The 16938-nt window shown below is 43.8% G+C and carries 14 protein-coding genes; 5 read left to right on the forward strand and 9 right to left on the reverse strand.

Annotation, left to right across the window (positions count from 1 at the left end; genetic code table 11):
- Window positions 1-21: 21 nt before the first annotated feature.
- The gene (locus tag FTV18_RS00925; RefSeq protein ID WP_180016556.1) at window positions 22-1380 is read right to left on the reverse strand and encodes an MATE family efflux transporter; all 1359 of its coding nucleotides are present in this window, start codon (window positions 1378-1380) and stop codon (window positions 22-24) included.
- Window positions 1381-1420: 40 nt separating this feature from the next.
- Window positions 1421-1879 carry a DMT family transporter gene (locus tag FTV18_RS00930; protein WP_125279675.1) on the reverse strand — a complete coding sequence of 153 codons (459 nt, stop codon included), beginning with the start codon at window positions 1877-1879 and terminating at the stop codon, window positions 1421-1423.
- Window positions 1880-2005: 126 nt separating this feature from the next.
- Between FTV18_RS00930 and hemW the strand changes: the two genes are divergently transcribed.
- Complete coding sequence (gene hemW / locus FTV18_RS00935; RefSeq protein ID WP_180003274.1) at window positions 2006-3160, forward strand: radical SAM family heme chaperone HemW; 1155 nt, start codon at window positions 2006-2008, stop codon at window positions 3158-3160.
- Between the two features lie 104 nt (window positions 3161-3264).
- On the opposite strand, the gene FTV18_RS00940 is transcribed toward hemW, so the two are convergent.
- The 6 genes from FTV18_RS00940 to hemF all read right to left on the reverse strand — a co-directional run bounded on the left by FTV18_RS00940 (window position 3265) and on the right by hemF (window position 8898).
- On the reverse strand, window positions 3265-3549 hold the full coding sequence (locus FTV18_RS00940) for a hypothetical protein (RefSeq protein ID WP_180016555.1): 285 nt from the start codon (window positions 3547-3549) through the stop codon (window positions 3265-3267).
- 378 nt (window positions 3550-3927) lie between these two features.
- Window positions 3928-4137 carry a cold-shock protein gene (locus FTV18_RS00945; protein WP_004786992.1) on the reverse strand — a complete coding sequence of 70 codons (210 nt, stop codon included), beginning with the start codon at window positions 4135-4137 and terminating at the stop codon, window positions 3928-3930.
- A 359-nt stretch (window positions 4138-4496) separates the two neighbouring features.
- On the reverse strand, window positions 4497-6320 hold the full coding sequence (locus FTV18_RS00950) for an acyl-CoA dehydrogenase C-terminal domain-containing protein (RefSeq protein WP_166135889.1): 1824 nt from the start codon (window positions 6318-6320) through the stop codon (window positions 4497-4499).
- A 386-nt stretch (window positions 6321-6706) separates the two neighbouring features.
- Window positions 6707-7495, reverse strand: a complete 789-nt coding sequence (aroE, locus tag FTV18_RS00955; protein ID WP_180016554.1) for a shikimate dehydrogenase — start codon at window positions 7493-7495, stop codon at window positions 6707-6709.
- A 98-nt stretch (window positions 7496-7593) separates the two neighbouring features.
- On the reverse strand, window positions 7594-7800 hold the full coding sequence (locus tag FTV18_RS00960; RefSeq protein ID WP_004786985.1) for a hypothetical protein: 207 nt from the start codon (window positions 7798-7800) through the stop codon (window positions 7594-7596).
- Between the two features lie 150 nt (window positions 7801-7950).
- Window positions 7951-8898: an oxygen-dependent coproporphyrinogen oxidase gene (gene hemF / locus FTV18_RS00965; protein WP_166135895.1), complete on the reverse strand. Its 948-nt coding sequence runs from the start codon at window positions 8896-8898 to the stop codon at window positions 7951-7953.
- 242 nt (window positions 8899-9140) lie between these two features.
- Here hemF and hemN point away from each other — a divergent pair, with 242 nt between their 5' ends.
- Complete coding sequence (gene hemN, locus FTV18_RS00970; protein ID WP_180016553.1) at window positions 9141-10514, forward strand: oxygen-independent coproporphyrinogen III oxidase; 1374 nt, start codon at window positions 9141-9143, stop codon at window positions 10512-10514.
- Between the two features lie 121 nt (window positions 10515-10635).
- Here the strand turns inward: hemN and ribA are convergent, their stop codons facing one another.
- On the reverse strand, window positions 10636-11238 hold the full coding sequence (gene ribA, locus FTV18_RS00975; RefSeq protein WP_180016552.1) for a GTP cyclohydrolase II: 603 nt from the start codon (window positions 11236-11238) through the stop codon (window positions 10636-10638).
- Between the two features lie 311 nt (window positions 11239-11549).
- Between ribA and dxs the strand changes: the two genes are divergently transcribed.
- From dxs to FTV18_RS00990, 3 genes are all read left to right on the forward strand, one after another.
- Window positions 11550-13460 carry a 1-deoxy-D-xylulose-5-phosphate synthase gene (dxs, locus tag FTV18_RS00980; RefSeq protein ID WP_166135901.1) on the forward strand — a complete coding sequence of 637 codons (1911 nt, stop codon included), beginning with the start codon at window positions 11550-11552 and terminating at the stop codon, window positions 13458-13460.
- 114 nt (window positions 13461-13574) lie between these two features.
- Window positions 13575-14405 (forward strand): inositol monophosphatase family protein, encoded by an 831-nt coding sequence (locus tag FTV18_RS00985; RefSeq protein WP_005233698.1) that lies wholly within the window; start codon window positions 13575-13577, stop codon window positions 14403-14405.
- A 529-nt stretch (window positions 14406-14934) separates the two neighbouring features.
- On the forward strand, window positions 14935-16767 hold the full coding sequence (locus FTV18_RS00990; RefSeq protein WP_180011177.1) for a DEAD/DEAH box helicase: 1833 nt from the start codon (window positions 14935-14937) through the stop codon (window positions 16765-16767).
- The last annotated feature ends 171 nt before the right edge of the window (window positions 16768-16938 follow it).

Below are 16938 nucleotides of genomic sequence, written 5' to 3' on the forward strand. Positions count from 1 at the left end.
TCTTTTTAAATAATAAGAGAATTAGGCACGCTGGCTTAAACGTTTGTTATTGCCATAAAGCCGTGCCAGCAGCAGGACACAAGCCACACTGAGACCGACAATCAGTCCGACCCAGACGCCTGCCGCCCCCATATCTCCAAACCGGGACAAATAAACCCCCACCGGGAAGGCAATCACCCAATAGGCAATCATGGTGATCCACATTGGGCCTTTGGTATCTTGCATACCGCGTAAGCAACCTGCAGCACTGATCTGCCAGGCATCCATCAGCTGATAGGCCACTGCAAAGAGCACCAGATAAAGCGCAATCTGGGTCACCATAGGATCAGAGGTATAAAGCGCTACGATTTCACTACGGAACACCCAGAGTAATAACATGATGAGCAGAGCCAAAATCGTCGCGGTCATCAGACCTAAGCCTTGTACTCTACGCATGGCATCCCAGTTCTGTTCACCATAATAAGTTCCCACCCGAATGGTTAGTGCAATGGCGAGAGACATCGGAATCATGAACAGCTGTGAGGTAACAGAAATAGCAATCTGGTGAGCGGCCACAATGGTTTCACCCAATGGGCTCAAGACTATCGCTGCGGTACTAAAAATACTCACTTCAAAGAAAATTGCCAGTCCGATCGGAAAGCCCAGCTTTAAAATCCGTTTCAGCCAATATGTATTCAGCTTTTCCCAGTGACTAAATGGCTGACTACTTTGATAAACCCGATTTTTAAAAATATACAGCGCCAAGCTGAGTAACATTAACCATTGCAGAATTGCTGTGGCAAAACCACAACCGGCACTGCCCAGTGCCGGAATAGGGCCAACTCCATACATAAAAATGAAGTTTAATGGAACCAAAAGCAGTAGCGCCATGAGGCTAATAGCAGTGACCGGACGTGGATAACCAATGGCTTCAGAATAACCACGTAAAGCCGCATACATGGTCACAGCAGGCATACCAAAGCCGATGGCATGTAGGAACAGACCAGCCTTAGGTTGCAAGCTTTCTGGGACACCTAACAAAGGTAAAGTGAGTGGCAAAACTTGCAAAACCAGACCCGCAATCACCCCAAGGATAAATGCGACCCATAATGATTGCCGCGCAATTGTGGCGATTTTTTCAGGTGTACGTGCACCTTTGGCTTCCGCCACTAAAGGTGTAGTGGCGATCATGATACCGCTAAAGAGCAGCATGACTGGAATCCAGAGACCGACACCGACCGCAATCGCTGCCAGGTCGGTCGGTGAGAGGCGTCCGGCCATAATGGTATCAATCAGGCCCAAACCTGCCTGGGAGAATTGTGTGACCAGAATGGGCAACATCAGATGAAACAGCTGTTTTAATTCATAACGACGGGTTGTGGCTGTCAAAACATTCGACACAAAAATTACTCATTAGTGATCATGTGCTTAGAGATAAGGTTTAGCGTTGTAAAGTGAGAAGCACACCAATAAAAATCACCACGCCACCTAAAAGACGTTGCCAGTTCACCGGCATTTTGTCATTGCCCAGCAGACCAAACTGATCGACGATCATGGACATCACCATCTGACCAAAAATAATCATTCCGGTCAGTGTCAGGAAGCCCATTTTAGGTGCAGCATAAATGCTCATGCTGATCGCATAAACACCCAAAAAACCACCTAACCAGAGATACCAGGGAATTGCCATCAGCTCCTGTAAGCCTGGTTTGGGATGTGACTGAAACAGCACGATGCCGGCAAGTACTATTGTACCAATCAAAAAGGAAAAAAATGCAGCTTGAATAGGAGAATATAAATATTCTTTTAATTGGGTATTAATAGCCGTCTGTAAGGTCAGCAAGACCCCGATTGCAAAGACCAAAGGCAATAAAATAAGGAGCTGGGAGGATATTTTCATAATTTTAACTATCTAATTCTATTTAAATTTTTAAGCATTAGGTGATGGCGATTTTAATTTTAGCAGTGTTGTTGCCGAGTCATGTTAAAATTACGCTAGATCTTGTAGTTGTTTTTGAGTAGTTCTTTGGCTGAATTGAATCCTGCACTTATTCCCTTATCCCTGTATATCCATATGCCGTGGTGCGTACGTAAATGTCCGTATTGTGACTTTAACTCGCATGCCGTGCCTGATGGGGAATTGTCTCTCGAGCTGGAGCGGGAATATCTGCATGCGCTGGTAGAGGACTTTAAAACTCAGGTTGATTTTGCCCAAGGCCGTTCGATTCATAGTGTATTTATCGGTGGGGGAACGCCATCACTGATCTCTGCTGCAGGTTATCAGTGGCTGTTTACCGAACTGAAAGCACTGATTCCTTTTGAAGAGAATTGTGAAATCACACTGGAAGCCAATCCAGGTACGGTGGAGCATGATCCATTTGCTGGCTATTTAGCAGCTGGTATTAATCGTCTGTCGATTGGCGTGCAAAGTTTTAATACCGAGCATCTGAAAAAGCTGGGCCGAATCCATAGCAATGAAGATGCGATCTCGGCGATTGGCCTGGCGCGTGATGCTGGTTTTCAACGGATTAATGTGGATTTGATGCATGGCTTACCTGAACAGACACTAGAGCAGGCACTCAATGACCTGAAACTGGCAGTCGAGAATGGTGCTACGCATATTTCCTGGTATCAGTTAACTATTGAGCCGAATACTGTGTTTTTCCGTACTCAGCCGATTTTACCGGTCGATGAAGTACTGGAAGAGATTCAGGAACAGGGCGAGGCTTATTTAAAAGCCAATGGCTTTATCAATTATGAAGTCTCTGCCTGGCGTGAAGAATTACCATCGGCACATAACCTGAATTACTGGCAATTTGGTGATTATCTGGCCATTGGAGCAGGGGCGCATGGCAAAGTGACTCAACCGGATGGTGTTTACCGTTTCCAGAAAACCCGTTTGCCCAAAGACTATTTAGCCAAAGTGCCAGCAGAACATTTGCAGTTTAAGCGCATCGAAGCGGCAGATATGCCGTTTGAATTTATGATGAATGCCTTACGTTTAAATGAGGGTGTGGAAGCGAAGCTTTATCTTGAACGAACAGGTTATAGTCTGGATACACTGGATGAATTGCTGACTTCATTGCGCCAACGTCAATTAATGGTAGAAGATGCAGAACGTCTGGCATGTACTGAGCAAGGTCACATCTTTTTAAACTCTGTGCTGGAAGAGTTTCTTTAATTGCCTAATCTATCCGAATAATTAATCCAGTTTAAAAAGAAAAAGCCCGATGAGTTACATCGGGCTTTTTCTTCTCTCTCCACTATGCATTTAAGCCATTCGGATTAACGATACTTAGGTGGCAACTTGTGATGCGGGCCATTGTGATGATTTTTGTTGAAGAAGCCTTTATGGTCTTTCTTGCCAAACTTATCATGACGATCATGCTGGTTAAAATGCGCTTTAGGAGGTGCTTTATGGAAACCCCCTTTATGCGGCATTGGTTTCTTATCAAAATGATGCGCTGCTGGCGTTGGATGACGATGATCCGGTCCAGGAGCTGCCATTACTGACATGGTAGCTGTTGTTGCGATCGAGCCAATCATTAAAGAAGAAACTAATTTTTTCATGATCATACTCATATTTATTCAATGAGTTCATCATAGGAGTCAGTGATGTAGGGAAGATGGAGCCGTAGACAAGACTTTTGTAAATTTCAGAATTTCTTTCAATTTCGTATATAAGTAATTAATAAATAACAATTTTTATTAAAACTTCTATATTTTTATGGGCAATTTTTGATTTTAAAATCATCAAAATTCTTCTCAGTTTCTTCATGTTTTAACCTGAATAAATTTAGATGAAGAAATTTAGGACAAGATGATGAATGAAAAGCGAATATTTTTAATTATCTTTAAAATTTAATTAATTGATCTAGAAACTAAAATTAGCCAATTTAAGGTACAAAAAAAGCACTCTAATGAGCGCTTTTTTTCATCTTCGCAATATTAGATTGCAGTGATGTTAGTCGCTGTAGGACCTTTTTGGCCTTGAGCTACGCTGAAAGAAACCTTTTGGCCTTCAGCTAAAGTTTTGAAACCTGAACCTTGGATTTCGCTGAAGTGAGCGAAAACATCTGGACCATTGTCTTGTTGAATGAAGCCAAAACCTTTAGTTTCGTTGAACCACTTTACTGTACCGGTAACTGTGTTAGACATAATATAACCTATTGAATCTTATGGATTTATAGTCAAAATTTCAGATGACTAGCTGTAACTTTGAAAAATAAAAAGGATGGAGCTTATTGATCTTTAAAACGAAGGTTTATGACTAAAACTGCGATACTTAAAAGAAGACTAACCAAAACAAGAATTTTTCTAGTTATCGCCATCATACCCTGTATTTATAGATATTCAAGTAAATTATATGGATTATTTAATAGACGTCTGAAAATTATAGATATAAATTTGTGTAGTTTGTGTACGCAGCAGATTTTTCTTTGTATCCAGTCATCATTTTGACATATGAAAAAGAGCGCCGTAGCGCTCTTTTTAAAGCTAAAACCTAAACTTTTGACTTAGTAATCAAAACTGAAGTGTTCTGCTGCCAGTGAAGTCATGGTTTTGGATGGATTCACCATTGCTTCAGCATGGCCTTGGGCACGTGGCAATAAACGCTCAAAGTAGAAATCAGCAGTTTTAATTTTCGCTTTGTAGAACTCTGGAACTTCTGCACCATCACCAGCAACCAGTTTCGCTGAAGCCACTGCAGCTTGTTGTGCCCAGAAGTAAGCCATCATTACATAGCCTGAGAACATCAGGAAGTCCACAGAAGCAGAGGATACGATGTCACGGTCTTTACGTGCTGCCAGCATGATACGTACAGTTAACGCATTCCACTGTGCACATAGCTTGGTCAGGTCCCAGGCAAAACGGCGCATGTATTTATTGCGTGCATGCTGTCCACAGAATTTCAGAATTTCAGCGGTGTAATCACGAATCACTTTACCTTTAGAGGTTAGCAGGACCTTACGACCAATCAGGTCAAGTGCCTGAACGCCAGTCGTTCCTTCGTACAGGGTAGAGATACGTGAATCACGAACGATTTGCTCCATGCCCCATTCTTTGATGTAACCATGACCACCAAATACTTGCATACCGTGGTTCGCTGCTTCATAACCCATTTCAGTCAGGAAGCCTTTCAGAATAGGGGTATAGAAACCTAAGTGATCATCCTGCTGTTCAAATTCAGCAGTATCACCACGCAGCAGAGCATCATTCATGTTATCTGCGATTTGTGCAGCATGATAGATCATGGCACGACCACCTTCAGCAATCGCTTTCTGGGTCAACAGCATACGGCGTACATCAGCATGGTGGATAATCGCATCCGCCACTTTTTCTGGATCTTTTTTACCAGACAGGGCACGCATCGACATACGTTCTTTGGCATATGGCAATGCGCCCTGGAACGATAGTTCTGCATGACAGATACCTTGGATTGCGGTACCAATACGCGCGGTATTCATGAAGGTAAACATGGCATGCAAGCCTTTGTTTGGCTCGCCAATTAAATAACCTACTGCATTGTCAAAGTTTAGTACCGCTGTTGCAGAGGCACGGATCCCCATTTTGTGTTCAATCGAACCACAGTTCACCGCATTGCGTTCACCAATACCGCCATCTTCAGTGGCAATAAATTTCGGTACGATGAACAGGGAAATGCCTTTAGTGCCTTGTGGCGCATCTGGAAGACGTGCCAAAACGATGTGCACGATATTTTCAGTTAAATCATGCTCACCCGCAGAAATAAAGATTTTAGTACCAGAAATCGCATAAGTACCATCAGCTTGCGGTTCTGCTTTAGTTTTTACCTGACCCAGGTCGGTACCACATTGTGGCTCAGTCAGACACATGGTTCCTGACCAGGTACCTGCAACCAGATGCGGTAGATAGGTGTTTTTCTGCTCGTCAGTACCATACTGGATGATGGTATTGATACAGCCCACGCTCAAACCTGGATACATCTGGAAAGACCAGTTTGCCGTACCCATCATTTCTGATTTGATCAGGTTTAAAGACATCGGCAGGTTTTGACCGCCAAATTCTTCAGGATAAGACAGACCTTGCCAGCCACCTTGTACGAACTGATCATAAGCTTCCTTGAAGCCTTTAGGTGTGCGTACTTCGCCATTTTCAAAATGACAGCCTTCTGCATCGCCGGTCTGGTTCAGTGGAGAAAGTACATTTTCACAGAAATCTGCCGCACCTTCTAGAATCATGTCTACCGTATCTGCATCGGCATATTCGCCATTTGACAGTTTTTGGTAATGTGCAGGGTAATCAAGCACTTCATTCATTAAGAAGCGAATATCACGTAAAGGAGCTTTATATGCTGGCATGCGTTTAATCCTGATTAAAATAGTTTTGGATTATCTGTATCGATTCTATGATTATTCACATTGGGGATAAAAAAACATTGATAAAGACAACAAATAAAAATGTCAGAAAAGCGAATCGAGAAGATCAGACAAGTTTAAAGATTAAATAACGGAACTCTCCATCTTTAAATAAGGCACTTCTATTGAAAAATGCTTATCTGTCTGGACTTTAATCAATATTTAGGGAGATTGTCTAGGGGTATTTTTGTATGAATTGTACACGAATGTTAGGGTCTAATCATTAGATAAATCATGTCATTAAATCCAATTTAATTTTATTATTTTTAATGAAAGGAAAAGAGTGAACGGATTAATGGCTAACCCGTTCACCTGAAAAATATTCAGAATTAAAGAAAATCTTTCAACTCAGGTTTTACTCCGTTCCAGATATAGAAAGATTCAATGGCCTGACCGACTAGCATGCCGAAACCTTCAGAAGTAGGGACGCCACGGGCTTTGGCTTGATCTAAGAACGTGGACGGTTTACCATAGGCCATTTCATAGGCATGTTTAAACTGTAGAGCTTCAGATAGTACCAGCGCATCACCACTAAGACTGGCAGAAGTCGCATTAATCACGATATCAAACTCACCGGCTAAATCAGTTAAGGCAATGGCTTGTAACTCCGCTTGAGGCACAGCGTCTTTTAGATCGGCAACCAGTTGTTCTGCACGTGACAAAGTACGGTTAGCAATAACAATCTTCTTCACACCAGCCTGTACCAATGGATAGATCACGCCGCGGGTCGCGCCACCAGCACCAATAATCAGGATATCGGTATTTTCCAGAGTCCAGTCAAGAGCACGAATAGCCTCGACTAAGCCTTGTCCGTCAGTATTGTCACCATGCAGAATGCCATCTTTCATCCATAGGGTATTCACGGCTTTGGCGATTTTGGCGCGTTCGGTAAGGACCTGGCACTGGGCAAAGGCCTGTTCTTTGAAGGGCACAGTCACATTCATGCCAATACCGCCCTGAGCAAAAAATTCCTGGATATTGGCTGTGAAACCATCCAGAGGGGCAAGGCGTTTGGTATAGGTCAGATTGACCCCGGTTTTGGCAGCGAAAGCCTGATGCAGTTCAGGAGAGCGTGATTGTTCGATGGGGTTGCCAATGACGGCAAATTGCTTGCTCATTTCACCATGTCCATGTGCGGAAATGGCCATTAATATACGTGAAAATGCAGGAGGGCTAAAGCCTGTCAGCAGTGAAAAGCAGGCTAAAGATTAAAGGTTTAGGAACTACAAATCTCAATAATATGTTCGACAAAAAGCAAGGCCATACTAAATAAGGTTCCGGCAATCGTGAGAACACTCACAGAAATGGCAACTACATCTAGAATCAGGTTATGACTGATGACAGCGGTACTAATCGCACTAATACCAAGCGCCAGAAATAGCCAAAAGGCCAACGTAGCAGGATTAAGGTGAAGCTTAAACATTGTTATTTTTACCTAGCAGAATTTATCTTTATCAGAGTCAAGATCAAGGAGTAGATCCTGAAATATCTTTCTGAGTTGCAGTATAGAGGATTTATCCATTAAAAAAGCCCTCGATCTGAGGGCAATTTGTATTTAAATATTTTGATTGCTTTATTTTGTTTTTAATTCTGTTAACCAGTCATGTGGTTTAAGGTAGTAATCAGTCAAGCGTTTTTCTGGTGATCCTTCGGCCCATTCCGGACGGTATAACCAGCCGGTAAGAGGTGGCAGGCTGACTAGAATTGATTCAATCCGGCCACCCGTCTGCAGGCCAAATAGTGTGCCCCGGTCATATACCAGATTGTATTCCACATAACGGCCACGACGATACAGCTGGAAATCACGTTGTGCTTCAGTATAAGACTTGTCTTGGTTACGCTGGAAAATTGGCAGAATGGCCTCTAAATAGCCATTGCCTACAGCCTGCATATACTGAAAACAGGTTTCAAAATCCCATTGATTCAGGTCATCAAAGAATAGACCGCCGACACCGCGCTGCTCATCACGATGTTTTAGATAGAAATAATCATCACACCATTTTTTATGTTCTGGATAAACCTCTTCGCCAAAAGGCGCACAGAGATCATGCGCTGTCTGGTGCCATGACAGCACATCTTCATCATTTGGATAGAAAGGGGTGAGGTCAAAACCGCCACCAAACCACCAGATTGGATCCTGACCTTCTTTTTCCGCCACAAATAAACGTACATTGGCATGTGAGGTCGGGACGTTCGGATTTTTAGGATGGATAACTAAAGATACACCCATGGCTTGGGCTTTAGCTCCGGCTATATTCGGATGGCGTTCAGTGGCAGAAGCGGGCAGTTTGGAAATATTGATGTGAGAGAACATCACACCGCCTTTTTCAATCACCTTACCATTTTGCAGCACGCGTGAACGGCCACCGCCACCTTCAGGACGTTCCCAGTCATCAATCACGAATTCAGCCGTGCCGCCACCGGCACGTTCCTGCTGTTCCAGCGCGGCACAAATCCGGGCTTGCAGGTCGAGGAGAAAATCGCGAACGCGTTGAATATCTGCAGAGGTAGGATGCTGCATCAGAACCCTCATAGGGAAATAAAAAGACTGCTTACATCAAAGCATAAAATGGCCTAAAAATTAAGGTGTTTTTCTGGAGGCTCACCATCTGTAACAACATTCAATCTAATGTTTTAGAGCAATTTGCTTCAGCTCAAATCCGACCACACTACTAGGTTGAATTCTTTTTTTGAGCTCCGCACAATAACCCTAACAGCGCTCTATGCAGCGCATTAACCTGACTGATAAGGTGGTAGGCATTCATGACTGTGCAGGCAAATTCTCTCATTCAAAAATATAATGTCCCCGGTCCTCGCTACACCAGTTATCCAACTGTACCTTATTGGGAAGAGTCAGGATTTTCACTAGAGCTTTGGAAGCAGACACTAAAACGTTCTTTTCAGGAGTCGAATGCGACTGAAGGCGTTAGCCTGTATATCCATCTACCATTTTGTGAAAGCTTATGCACCTTTTGTGGCTGTCATAAACGGGTGACCAAACGTCATGAAGTCGAGCTGCCTTATATACAAGCTGTGCTGAAAGAATGGGAGTTATATTGTGAGCTGTTGCAAGAGAAACCCATCATCAAAGAAATTCATCTCGGCGGTGGGACACCAACGTTCTTTTCTATTGAAAATTTAACCCAGCTCATTCAAGGTATTTTTTCCAAAGCCGAGATTGCAGCAGAACATGAATTCAGCTTCGAAGGTCATCCAAACAATACCACGCGTGAGCATTTGCAAGGCTTATATGACTTGGGCTTTCGTCGGGTCAGTTATGGCGTGCAGGATTATAATGAAACCGTACAAAAAGCCATTCACCGCATTCAACCTTATGAAAATGTTAAACAGGTGACTGAATGGGCACGTGAAATTGGTTATGAATCGATTTCGCATGATCTGGTTTTTGGTCTGCCATTTCAAAGTCTGGATGATGTTTTAAATACTATTGATCAGACCAATTCATTGTTACCAGACCGTCTGGCCTTATATAGCTATGCACATGTGCCTTGGATTAAAGGGAATGGCCAGCGCGGTTTTAAAGATGCGGATGTGCCAAAAGATGAGATCAAGCGTCAATGTTATGAAGAGGGTAAGAAAAAGCTCCTAGCGCATGGTTATCATGAAATTGGTATGGATCATTTCGCGCTAGAAAAAGACAGCATGTACCAATCCTTTCAATCCGGAACTTTGCACCGCAATTTTATGGGTTATACCGCGTCTAAAACTCAGGTGATGATCGGACTCGGAATCTCTTCGATTAGTGATAGCTGGTATAGCTTCGCACAGAATGTGAAAACCATTGAAGAATATTATGAACTGCTAGAGCGGAATCAGATTCCAGTGGTAAAAGGGCATATCCTGACTCAGGAAGACCTGATCATTCGTAAACATATCCTGAATCTGATGTGTAGTTTTACTACTTCATGGGAAAGTGGAGACATACAGTTTGCTGAAATTGATGAAGTGCTAAAGCAGCTTGAGGAAATGCAGCAGGATCAGCTAATCAAAATTGAAGACTCTTCAGTCACGATTTTGGAGAAAGGGAAACCATTTGTACGCAATATTTGCATGGCTTTTGATTTACGTTTAAAGCGTCGTATGCCAGAGAACCGGATTTTCTCAATGACGATTTAAGAATCCCTCTTAGGATCTTATAAATCCCTCCAAACCTCCCTTTAAAAAAGGGAGGCTTCCCTATACTTATATAAAAGGAAATTTCCCCTCTTTGAAAAAGAGGGGGCAGGGGGAGATTCTTTTAAAAATCTTCCTTCTGATACATATGCGCCATACGCTCATGCTTGGTTTTGAGGTATTGCTCATTGAATGGATTCAGACCCACAGTGAGTGGTACACGGTCCACTACATTAATGCCTTGCTCTTTCAGTGCATCAATTTTTAAAGGGTTATTGGTGATCAGGCGGACGGCTTTTACACCTAGGTGATCCAGCATGATGCTGCACATATCATATTGACGTGCATCTGCCGGTAAATTCAGCATTAGGTTGGCATCGACCGTATCATGTCCCTGGTCTTGCAAGGCGTATGCACGGATTTTATTGGTCAAGCCAATTCCGCGTCCTTCCTGACGTAAATAAAGAATGACACCGCGACCCACTTCATTAATCAGTTTTTGTGTTGCCTGGAGTTGAGGGCCACAGTCGCATTTTAATGAAGCAAAGGCATCACCGGTTAAACATTCAGAATGTACACGGACCAGCATAGGTTCATCACTTGGTTCTTCTAAGCCTTTAGAAAGAGCGACATGTTCTTCGCCAGTTTTAGGGTCTTGAAAAACAGTAATTTTAAATTCACCATGAGCGGTCGGTAATCTTGAAGTTGCGACAAATTCGATAGGCACAGCTGAACCCGTAAAATCCTAATAAAGTAGCTAAAGTATAGCGTAATGCTTAAACATTAGTAGAATTGCTCAGCTGAATTTATGAAGAACATTTTCTTTTTTGTAGAAAGCGAACGATAATAGTTGATAAATAGTAAGATTATTCAGGATAATCGTAGCCTGCAAATTTTTCACCCCGACGAGATCGCTGTTTAATATTGCATCGCTAGAAGCGTAGCTGAATTGAAGCTGCTACAATTCAACTATATGATCGGTTATTCCCCATTGACCTAGCTTAAGATTTTGCCAGGCTTTAGAAGGCTTTGCCATATATGCTGTATACAGAAATACCAACTCAACGCCCTGTAACACCGTTGCTTGATGCGATCGATCATCCTGAGCAACTGCGTGCACTCGAGCAAAGCCAGCTCACTCAAGTGGCAGATGAGTTACGTCAATTCATTTTGTATGCTGCGGGTCAGAGTGGTGGACACTTTGGGGCCAATCTGGGTGTGATTGAGCTCACAGTCGCTTTACATTACTGCTTTAATACGCCACATGATCGCCTGATCTGGGATGTGGGTCATCAGGCTTATCCGCATAAGGCGTTGACTGGACGTCGTGAACAGCTCACTACAATCCGTGCCAAAGATGGTCTGGCCGCATTTCCAGCGCGTGAAGAATCTGAATTTGATACTTTTGGGGTAGGACATTCATCTACCGCCATTTCTGCTGGCCTTGGCATGGCTTTGGCCCGCCGTTATCAGAACAATCCGTGTGAAGTCGTATCAATCATTGGTGATGGGGCCATGACAGCAGGCATGGCTTTTGAAGCGATGAATGATGCTGTGGCACATCAGGCTGACCTGATGGTGATTCTGAACGACAATGATATGTCGATCTCTTGCAGTACTGGTGGTTTTGCCAAGCATCTTGCTGCAATCTGGGAACGTGGCGAATTCGTCAACGTGACTGAAGATGGTGAGGCTTATGTACAGCCACATCCGGAATGGCTATATAACTCTCGTTTACATCAGGCTGCAACTGATGCCGCAGATAACCTGTTTAAAGCCATTGGTTTTGATTATTTTGGTCCTTATGATGGCCATGATGTCAAACAACTGGTACACGTCTTTAAAGCCTTGAAAAAACGTAAAGGTCCGCGCCTAATTCATATCTATACCAAAAAAGGTAAGGGCTTTGCACCAGCAGAATGTGACCAGATTAAATACCATGCGATTAGTAAACTCAATGCAGTTGCAGTAGCTAATCCAGCACCGAAATATTCGGATGTATTTGGACAATGGTTATGTGATGAAGCAGCACAGGATAAACGCCTATTGGCGATTACTCCGGCGATGTGTGAAGGTTCAGGTATGGTGCAGTTTGCCAAAGAATACCCTGAACGTTTCTTTGATGTGGCCATTGCAGAACAACATGCAGTGACGCTGGCAGCAGGTATGGCTTGTGAAGGTTTAAAACCGGTCGTCGCAATCTATTCAACTTTCCTGCAACGGGGTTATGATCAGTTGGTGCATGACGTGGCACTGCAAAATCTGGATGTGACGTTTGGGATCGATCGTGCCGGTCTGGTTGGTGAAGATGGTCCAACGCATGCCGGCGCCTATGATTATGCCTATATGCGTACCATTCCGAATCTGGTGATCATGGCACCAAAAGATGAGAATGAATGCCGTCAGATGTTGCATACGGCTTATCTGTATCATGGTCCGGCAGCAGTGCGTTATCCGCGTGGGAATGGACTGGGTGTGGAAATCCAGAAAACCATGACCGAGATGCAGATCGGTCAGGCAGAATTGTTGCTCAGTCTGAACGAACAGTATGACGAATATGTTTCTATTCTGGCATTCGGTAGTCGGGTTCAAGCCGCAGTGGAAGCTGCTCAGGTATTTGCCAGCAAACATGATGTGGGCGTACGCGTAGTGAATATGCGTTTTATCAAACCATTGGATACCAAAATATTAAACCAGCTGGCCAATTCAACCAGTCTGTTTGTCACTGTTGAAGAACATGCAGTCATGGGCGGCGCAGGAAGTGCTGTGAATGAGTATCTGGCTGAAGCTCAAATCGTTAAACCAATCCTGAACCTAGGTCTAGCGGATAGCTTTATGGCACAAGCAACACATAGCCAGATGTTGCAGCAGGCAGGACTTGATAGCCAAGGCATTGAAAAATCAATCAATGAGGCCTGGTTAAAGCTAGGTCAAAGCGTTCTGTTATAAACGCTTAAAAAGTTTCGACACATTTTTTCCCAAAAAGCCCGGATATTTGCTAAAATATGCGGGCTTTTATGCATTATTCTTTATCAGTATCTTCAAATTTGTAGTGGGTGTTCAATGGAACCTATGGTGGTGATGGCTGCGCGTGCGGCTCAATTAGTTGGTCAAGAGCTTTTAAAAGCGCATCAAAATCGTCATAAACTCGATCTGCAAGTCGAAGAAAAAGGCATTGATGGTCCGGTAACGCGTGTAGATCGTTATCTGGAACAGTTGACCATCGATACTCTACGTAAAAGCTATAAAAATCACAGTTTCCTTGGTGAAGAATTTGGTCTGCAAGAAGGTAAAGGTCACGACGCTGATTGGTGTTGGGTGATCGATCCACTTGATGGCACACTAAACTTTATTAACGGTTTTCCGCATTTCTGTATCTCTATCGCAGTTCAGCACAAAGGTGTAACTCAGCACGGTGTTATCTATGACCCTGTGAAAGATGAGCTATTTTCTGCGAGCCGTGGTCGTGGTGCGATGTTGAACCAGCGCCGCATCCGTGTAAATGTTAAAGACAGTCTGAACAATACTTTCCTGGCAGTTGGCCATGCTTACCGTACTAAACGTAATGGTGAAGTAGTCTCTTATGCCAAGAATCATTTTGATGCATTGCTTAATGTAACTGAAGCAGGTGCACAATTCCGTCGTGGTGGTTCAGCTGCCCTGGATCTGGCTTATGTCGCTGCTGGTCGTCTTGATGGTTACTTCGAGCTTGGCTTGAAACCTTGGGATATTGCAGCAGGCGAGTTAATCGTGAAAGAAGCGGGCGGTACTGTGGTTGATGCGCGTGGTGGTAGCGATTCTATGGAAAATGGTCAAGTTTTGGCTTGTTCAATGAAAATGCTGAAACCTCTTATGCAAGCAGTTGTTCCTGCTTGGGGTGACGCAGCGAAATAATCGGGTTTAACGCCGTAAATCGAATATTAAAAAGGTATCTCTCGGGATGCCTTTTTTATTTTTTGAAAATAATTACGGGATAAATATCTTCATATTTAGATGATTTACAGCCTTGATAAAAAGAAAATTGACCGGCTGGAGAATTAATTACATTTCTTTTCTTGTTTAAGTCATAGAAATTGATGAAGAAATTAGCAGTTAAACAAAATAATCTGAAAAGCGGATGACTTTATAAATAATCCTGCTATAATCTGCGCACGCACTTAATTTCTGTTCGTCACCTGAACATTTCTCTTCTTATCATTGTGTATGCGCGTGCGGTCCAAAGAGAGGACGATATCTCGCGCCCCAATCGCTAAAGCGATTCCTTCAGGTTATGCCGTAATCATGCGTGCGTTATATCACATCGTCGTTACTCGGATCGCCGCTGAATCATCTCTTTTCAGCGTTTAATTGCTGTACCGCTTTTTGTCGATGTCCATTTGACTTTATTTTTAATGGAGCACCCAATTTCCGGGTGGAATACTCTATGAGCAAAACTTTTGCTGAATTTTCTTTGCATGAATCGTTACAACAAGCCCTTCAAGGCTTAGGTTTTACTACTCCGACTCCTGTACAAGAACAATCTATCCCTGCTGCACTAGAAGGTAAAGACCTTTTAGTATCTAGCCAGACAGGTTCGGGTAAAACCGCTGCGTTCCTTCTCCCAACTTTGAACGCACTTGCTAACCAAGATACTTTCGTACCATTTAAAGAACGTATGAAAGCGGTGACTCAACCGACTATTCTGGTGATTTCACCAACTCGTGAATTGGCGCAACAAGTATGTCAAGACGCGATCGCATTTGTACGTCACATGAAAGGTGTTCGTATTGCTGCAATTATGGGTGGTATGCCATTTGGTAAACAAATCCAGCAGTTAAAAGGTGCACAGGTTGTTGTAGCAACTCCAGGCCGTTTACTTGACCTTGTTAATCGTCGTCAAATCAAACTTGACAAAGTTGACTCGCTGATCGTCGACGAAGCTGACCGTATGCTGGATCTTGGTTTCTCTGAAGACCTGGAAGCAATCGGTGACTTGGCTGCAAACCGTAAACAAACACTGATGTTCTCTGCAACTTTCGCTCCACGTATCATTACCCTTGCTGAACGCATGATGAATGAACCAGAGCGTATTGCAATTGAAACTGGTCACTCTACCAATACTGACATTACCCAGACTTTACACTGGACTGATGGCTTTGAGCACAAGAAAAAACTTCTTACTCACTGGTTAAACGAAGAAGATGTTGATCAGGCAGTGGTCTTTGCTTCTACTCAAGAAGATACAGATATGCTGGCTGAAGAACTTGCTGAAGCAGGTTTATCAGTTGTTGCTCTGCATGGTGCGATGCCACAAACCGTTCGTAACCGTCGTCTGCGCAGTATCCGTGAAGGTCGTGCAAAAATCCTGGTTGCAACTGACGTTGCAGCACGTGGTCTAGACGTACCGACAATCTCTCACGTGATCAACTTTGGTCTTCCTATGAAGAACGAAGACTATGTACACCGTATCGGTCGTACAGGTCGTGCGGGCCGTACCGGTAAAGCAATTACTTTAGCGACTTATCGTGAACGCGGTAAAATCCGTGCACTAGAAGACTTCCTTGAAGCTCGTCTAAATGTATCTGAAATTGAAGGTCTTGAGCCATCTCCACCTCCTGCACGCGGTAGCCGTGATGGCGCTGGTCGTGGTCGTGGCGGTCGTCGTGATGGCGGTCGTGGCTTCGGTGGTGGTCGTCGTTTCGAAGGCGAGAGCAATTTCAAACGTCGTGAAGGTGGTGATGACCGTCCACGTCGTAGCTTCGATGACAAACCTCGTGGCGAACGTCCTGCGTTCGGTGGCGAAGATCGTCCACGTCGTGACTTCAACAGCGATCGTCCACGTCGTGAAGGCGGTTTCGGTGATCGTCCACGTCGTGACTTCAATGAAGACCGTCCACGTCGCGAGTTTAACAATGATCGCCCACGTCGTGACTTCGGTGACCGTCCTCGTTTCGAAGGTAATGATGACAACCGCGGTAACCGTGTAGATTACAAACCACGTCGTGAAGGTTCATTTGGTGACCGTCCAAAACGTGATTTCGGTGATCGTCCTGCTCCACGCCGTGAAGGTGGTTTCGGTGACCGCCCAAAACGTGATTTCGGTGATCGTCCAGCACGTCGCGAAGGTGGTTTCGGTGATCGCCCAGCACGTTCATTCGGTGATGACCGTCCAAAACGTGACTTCGGTGACCGTCCAGCGCGTCGCAACTTTGATGACAAGCCACGTGGCGAGCGTTCATTCGGTGAAGATCGTCCACGTCGTAAATTCAATGACTAATTGAATAACGTCTGAAAAAAAACCAGCCTGAGTGCTGGTTTTTTTATGCATTGATTTTTTGTTTTTTCAGCATAAAATGCCTACTTCATCAACTTTTTCTGGGTTTATGATGATCCGTAATCTGAAAGCGTCCCTTTATAGTCTTTCATATTATTGAGGGGGTACATGTCC

This window comes from Acinetobacter sp. YH12241 (assembly GCF_013417535.1).
In the GTDB taxonomy this organism is placed as follows: domain Bacteria; phylum Pseudomonadota; class Gammaproteobacteria; order Pseudomonadales; family Moraxellaceae; genus Acinetobacter.

Bases quoted from the DNA above. Each gene is read 5' to 3' on its own strand.
- FTV18_RS00930 (WP_125279675.1), bottom strand. From the start codon at position 1,879: ATGAAAATATCCTCCCAGCTCCTTATTTTATTGCCTTTGGTCTTTGCA.
- FTV18_RS00940 (WP_180016555.1), bottom strand. From the start codon at position 3,549: ATGAAAAAATTAGTTTCTTCTTTAATGATTGGCTCGATCGCAACAACA.
- FTV18_RS00945 (WP_004786992.1), bottom strand. From the start codon at position 4,137: ATGTCTAACACAGTTACCGGTACAGTAAAGTGGTTCAACGAAACTAAA.
- FTV18_RS00950 (WP_166135889.1), bottom strand. From the start codon at position 6,320: ATGCCAGCATATAAAGCTCCTTTACGTGATATTCGCTTCTTAATGAAT.
- aroE (WP_180016554.1), bottom strand. From the start codon at position 7,495: ATGAGCAAGCAATTTGCCGTCATTGGCAACCCCATCGAACAATCACGC.
- FTV18_RS00960 (WP_004786985.1), bottom strand. From the start codon at position 7,800: ATGTTTAAGCTTCACCTTAATCCTGCTACGTTGGCCTTTTGGCTATTT.
- hemF (WP_166135895.1), bottom strand. From the start codon at position 8,898: ATGCAGCATCCTACCTCTGCAGATATTCAACGCGTTCGCGATTTTCTC.
- hemN (WP_180016553.1), top strand. From the start codon at position 9,141: ATGACTGTGCAGGCAAATTCTCTCATTCAAAAATATAATGTCCCCGGT.
- dxs (WP_166135901.1), top strand. From the start codon at position 11,550: ATGCTGTATACAGAAATACCAACTCAACGCCCTGTAACACCGTTGCTT.
- FTV18_RS00985 (WP_005233698.1), top strand. From the start codon at position 13,575: ATGGAACCTATGGTGGTGATGGCTGCGCGTGCGGCTCAATTAGTTGGT.
- FTV18_RS00990 (WP_180011177.1), top strand. From the start codon at position 14,935: ATGAGCAAAACTTTTGCTGAATTTTCTTTGCATGAATCGTTACAACAA.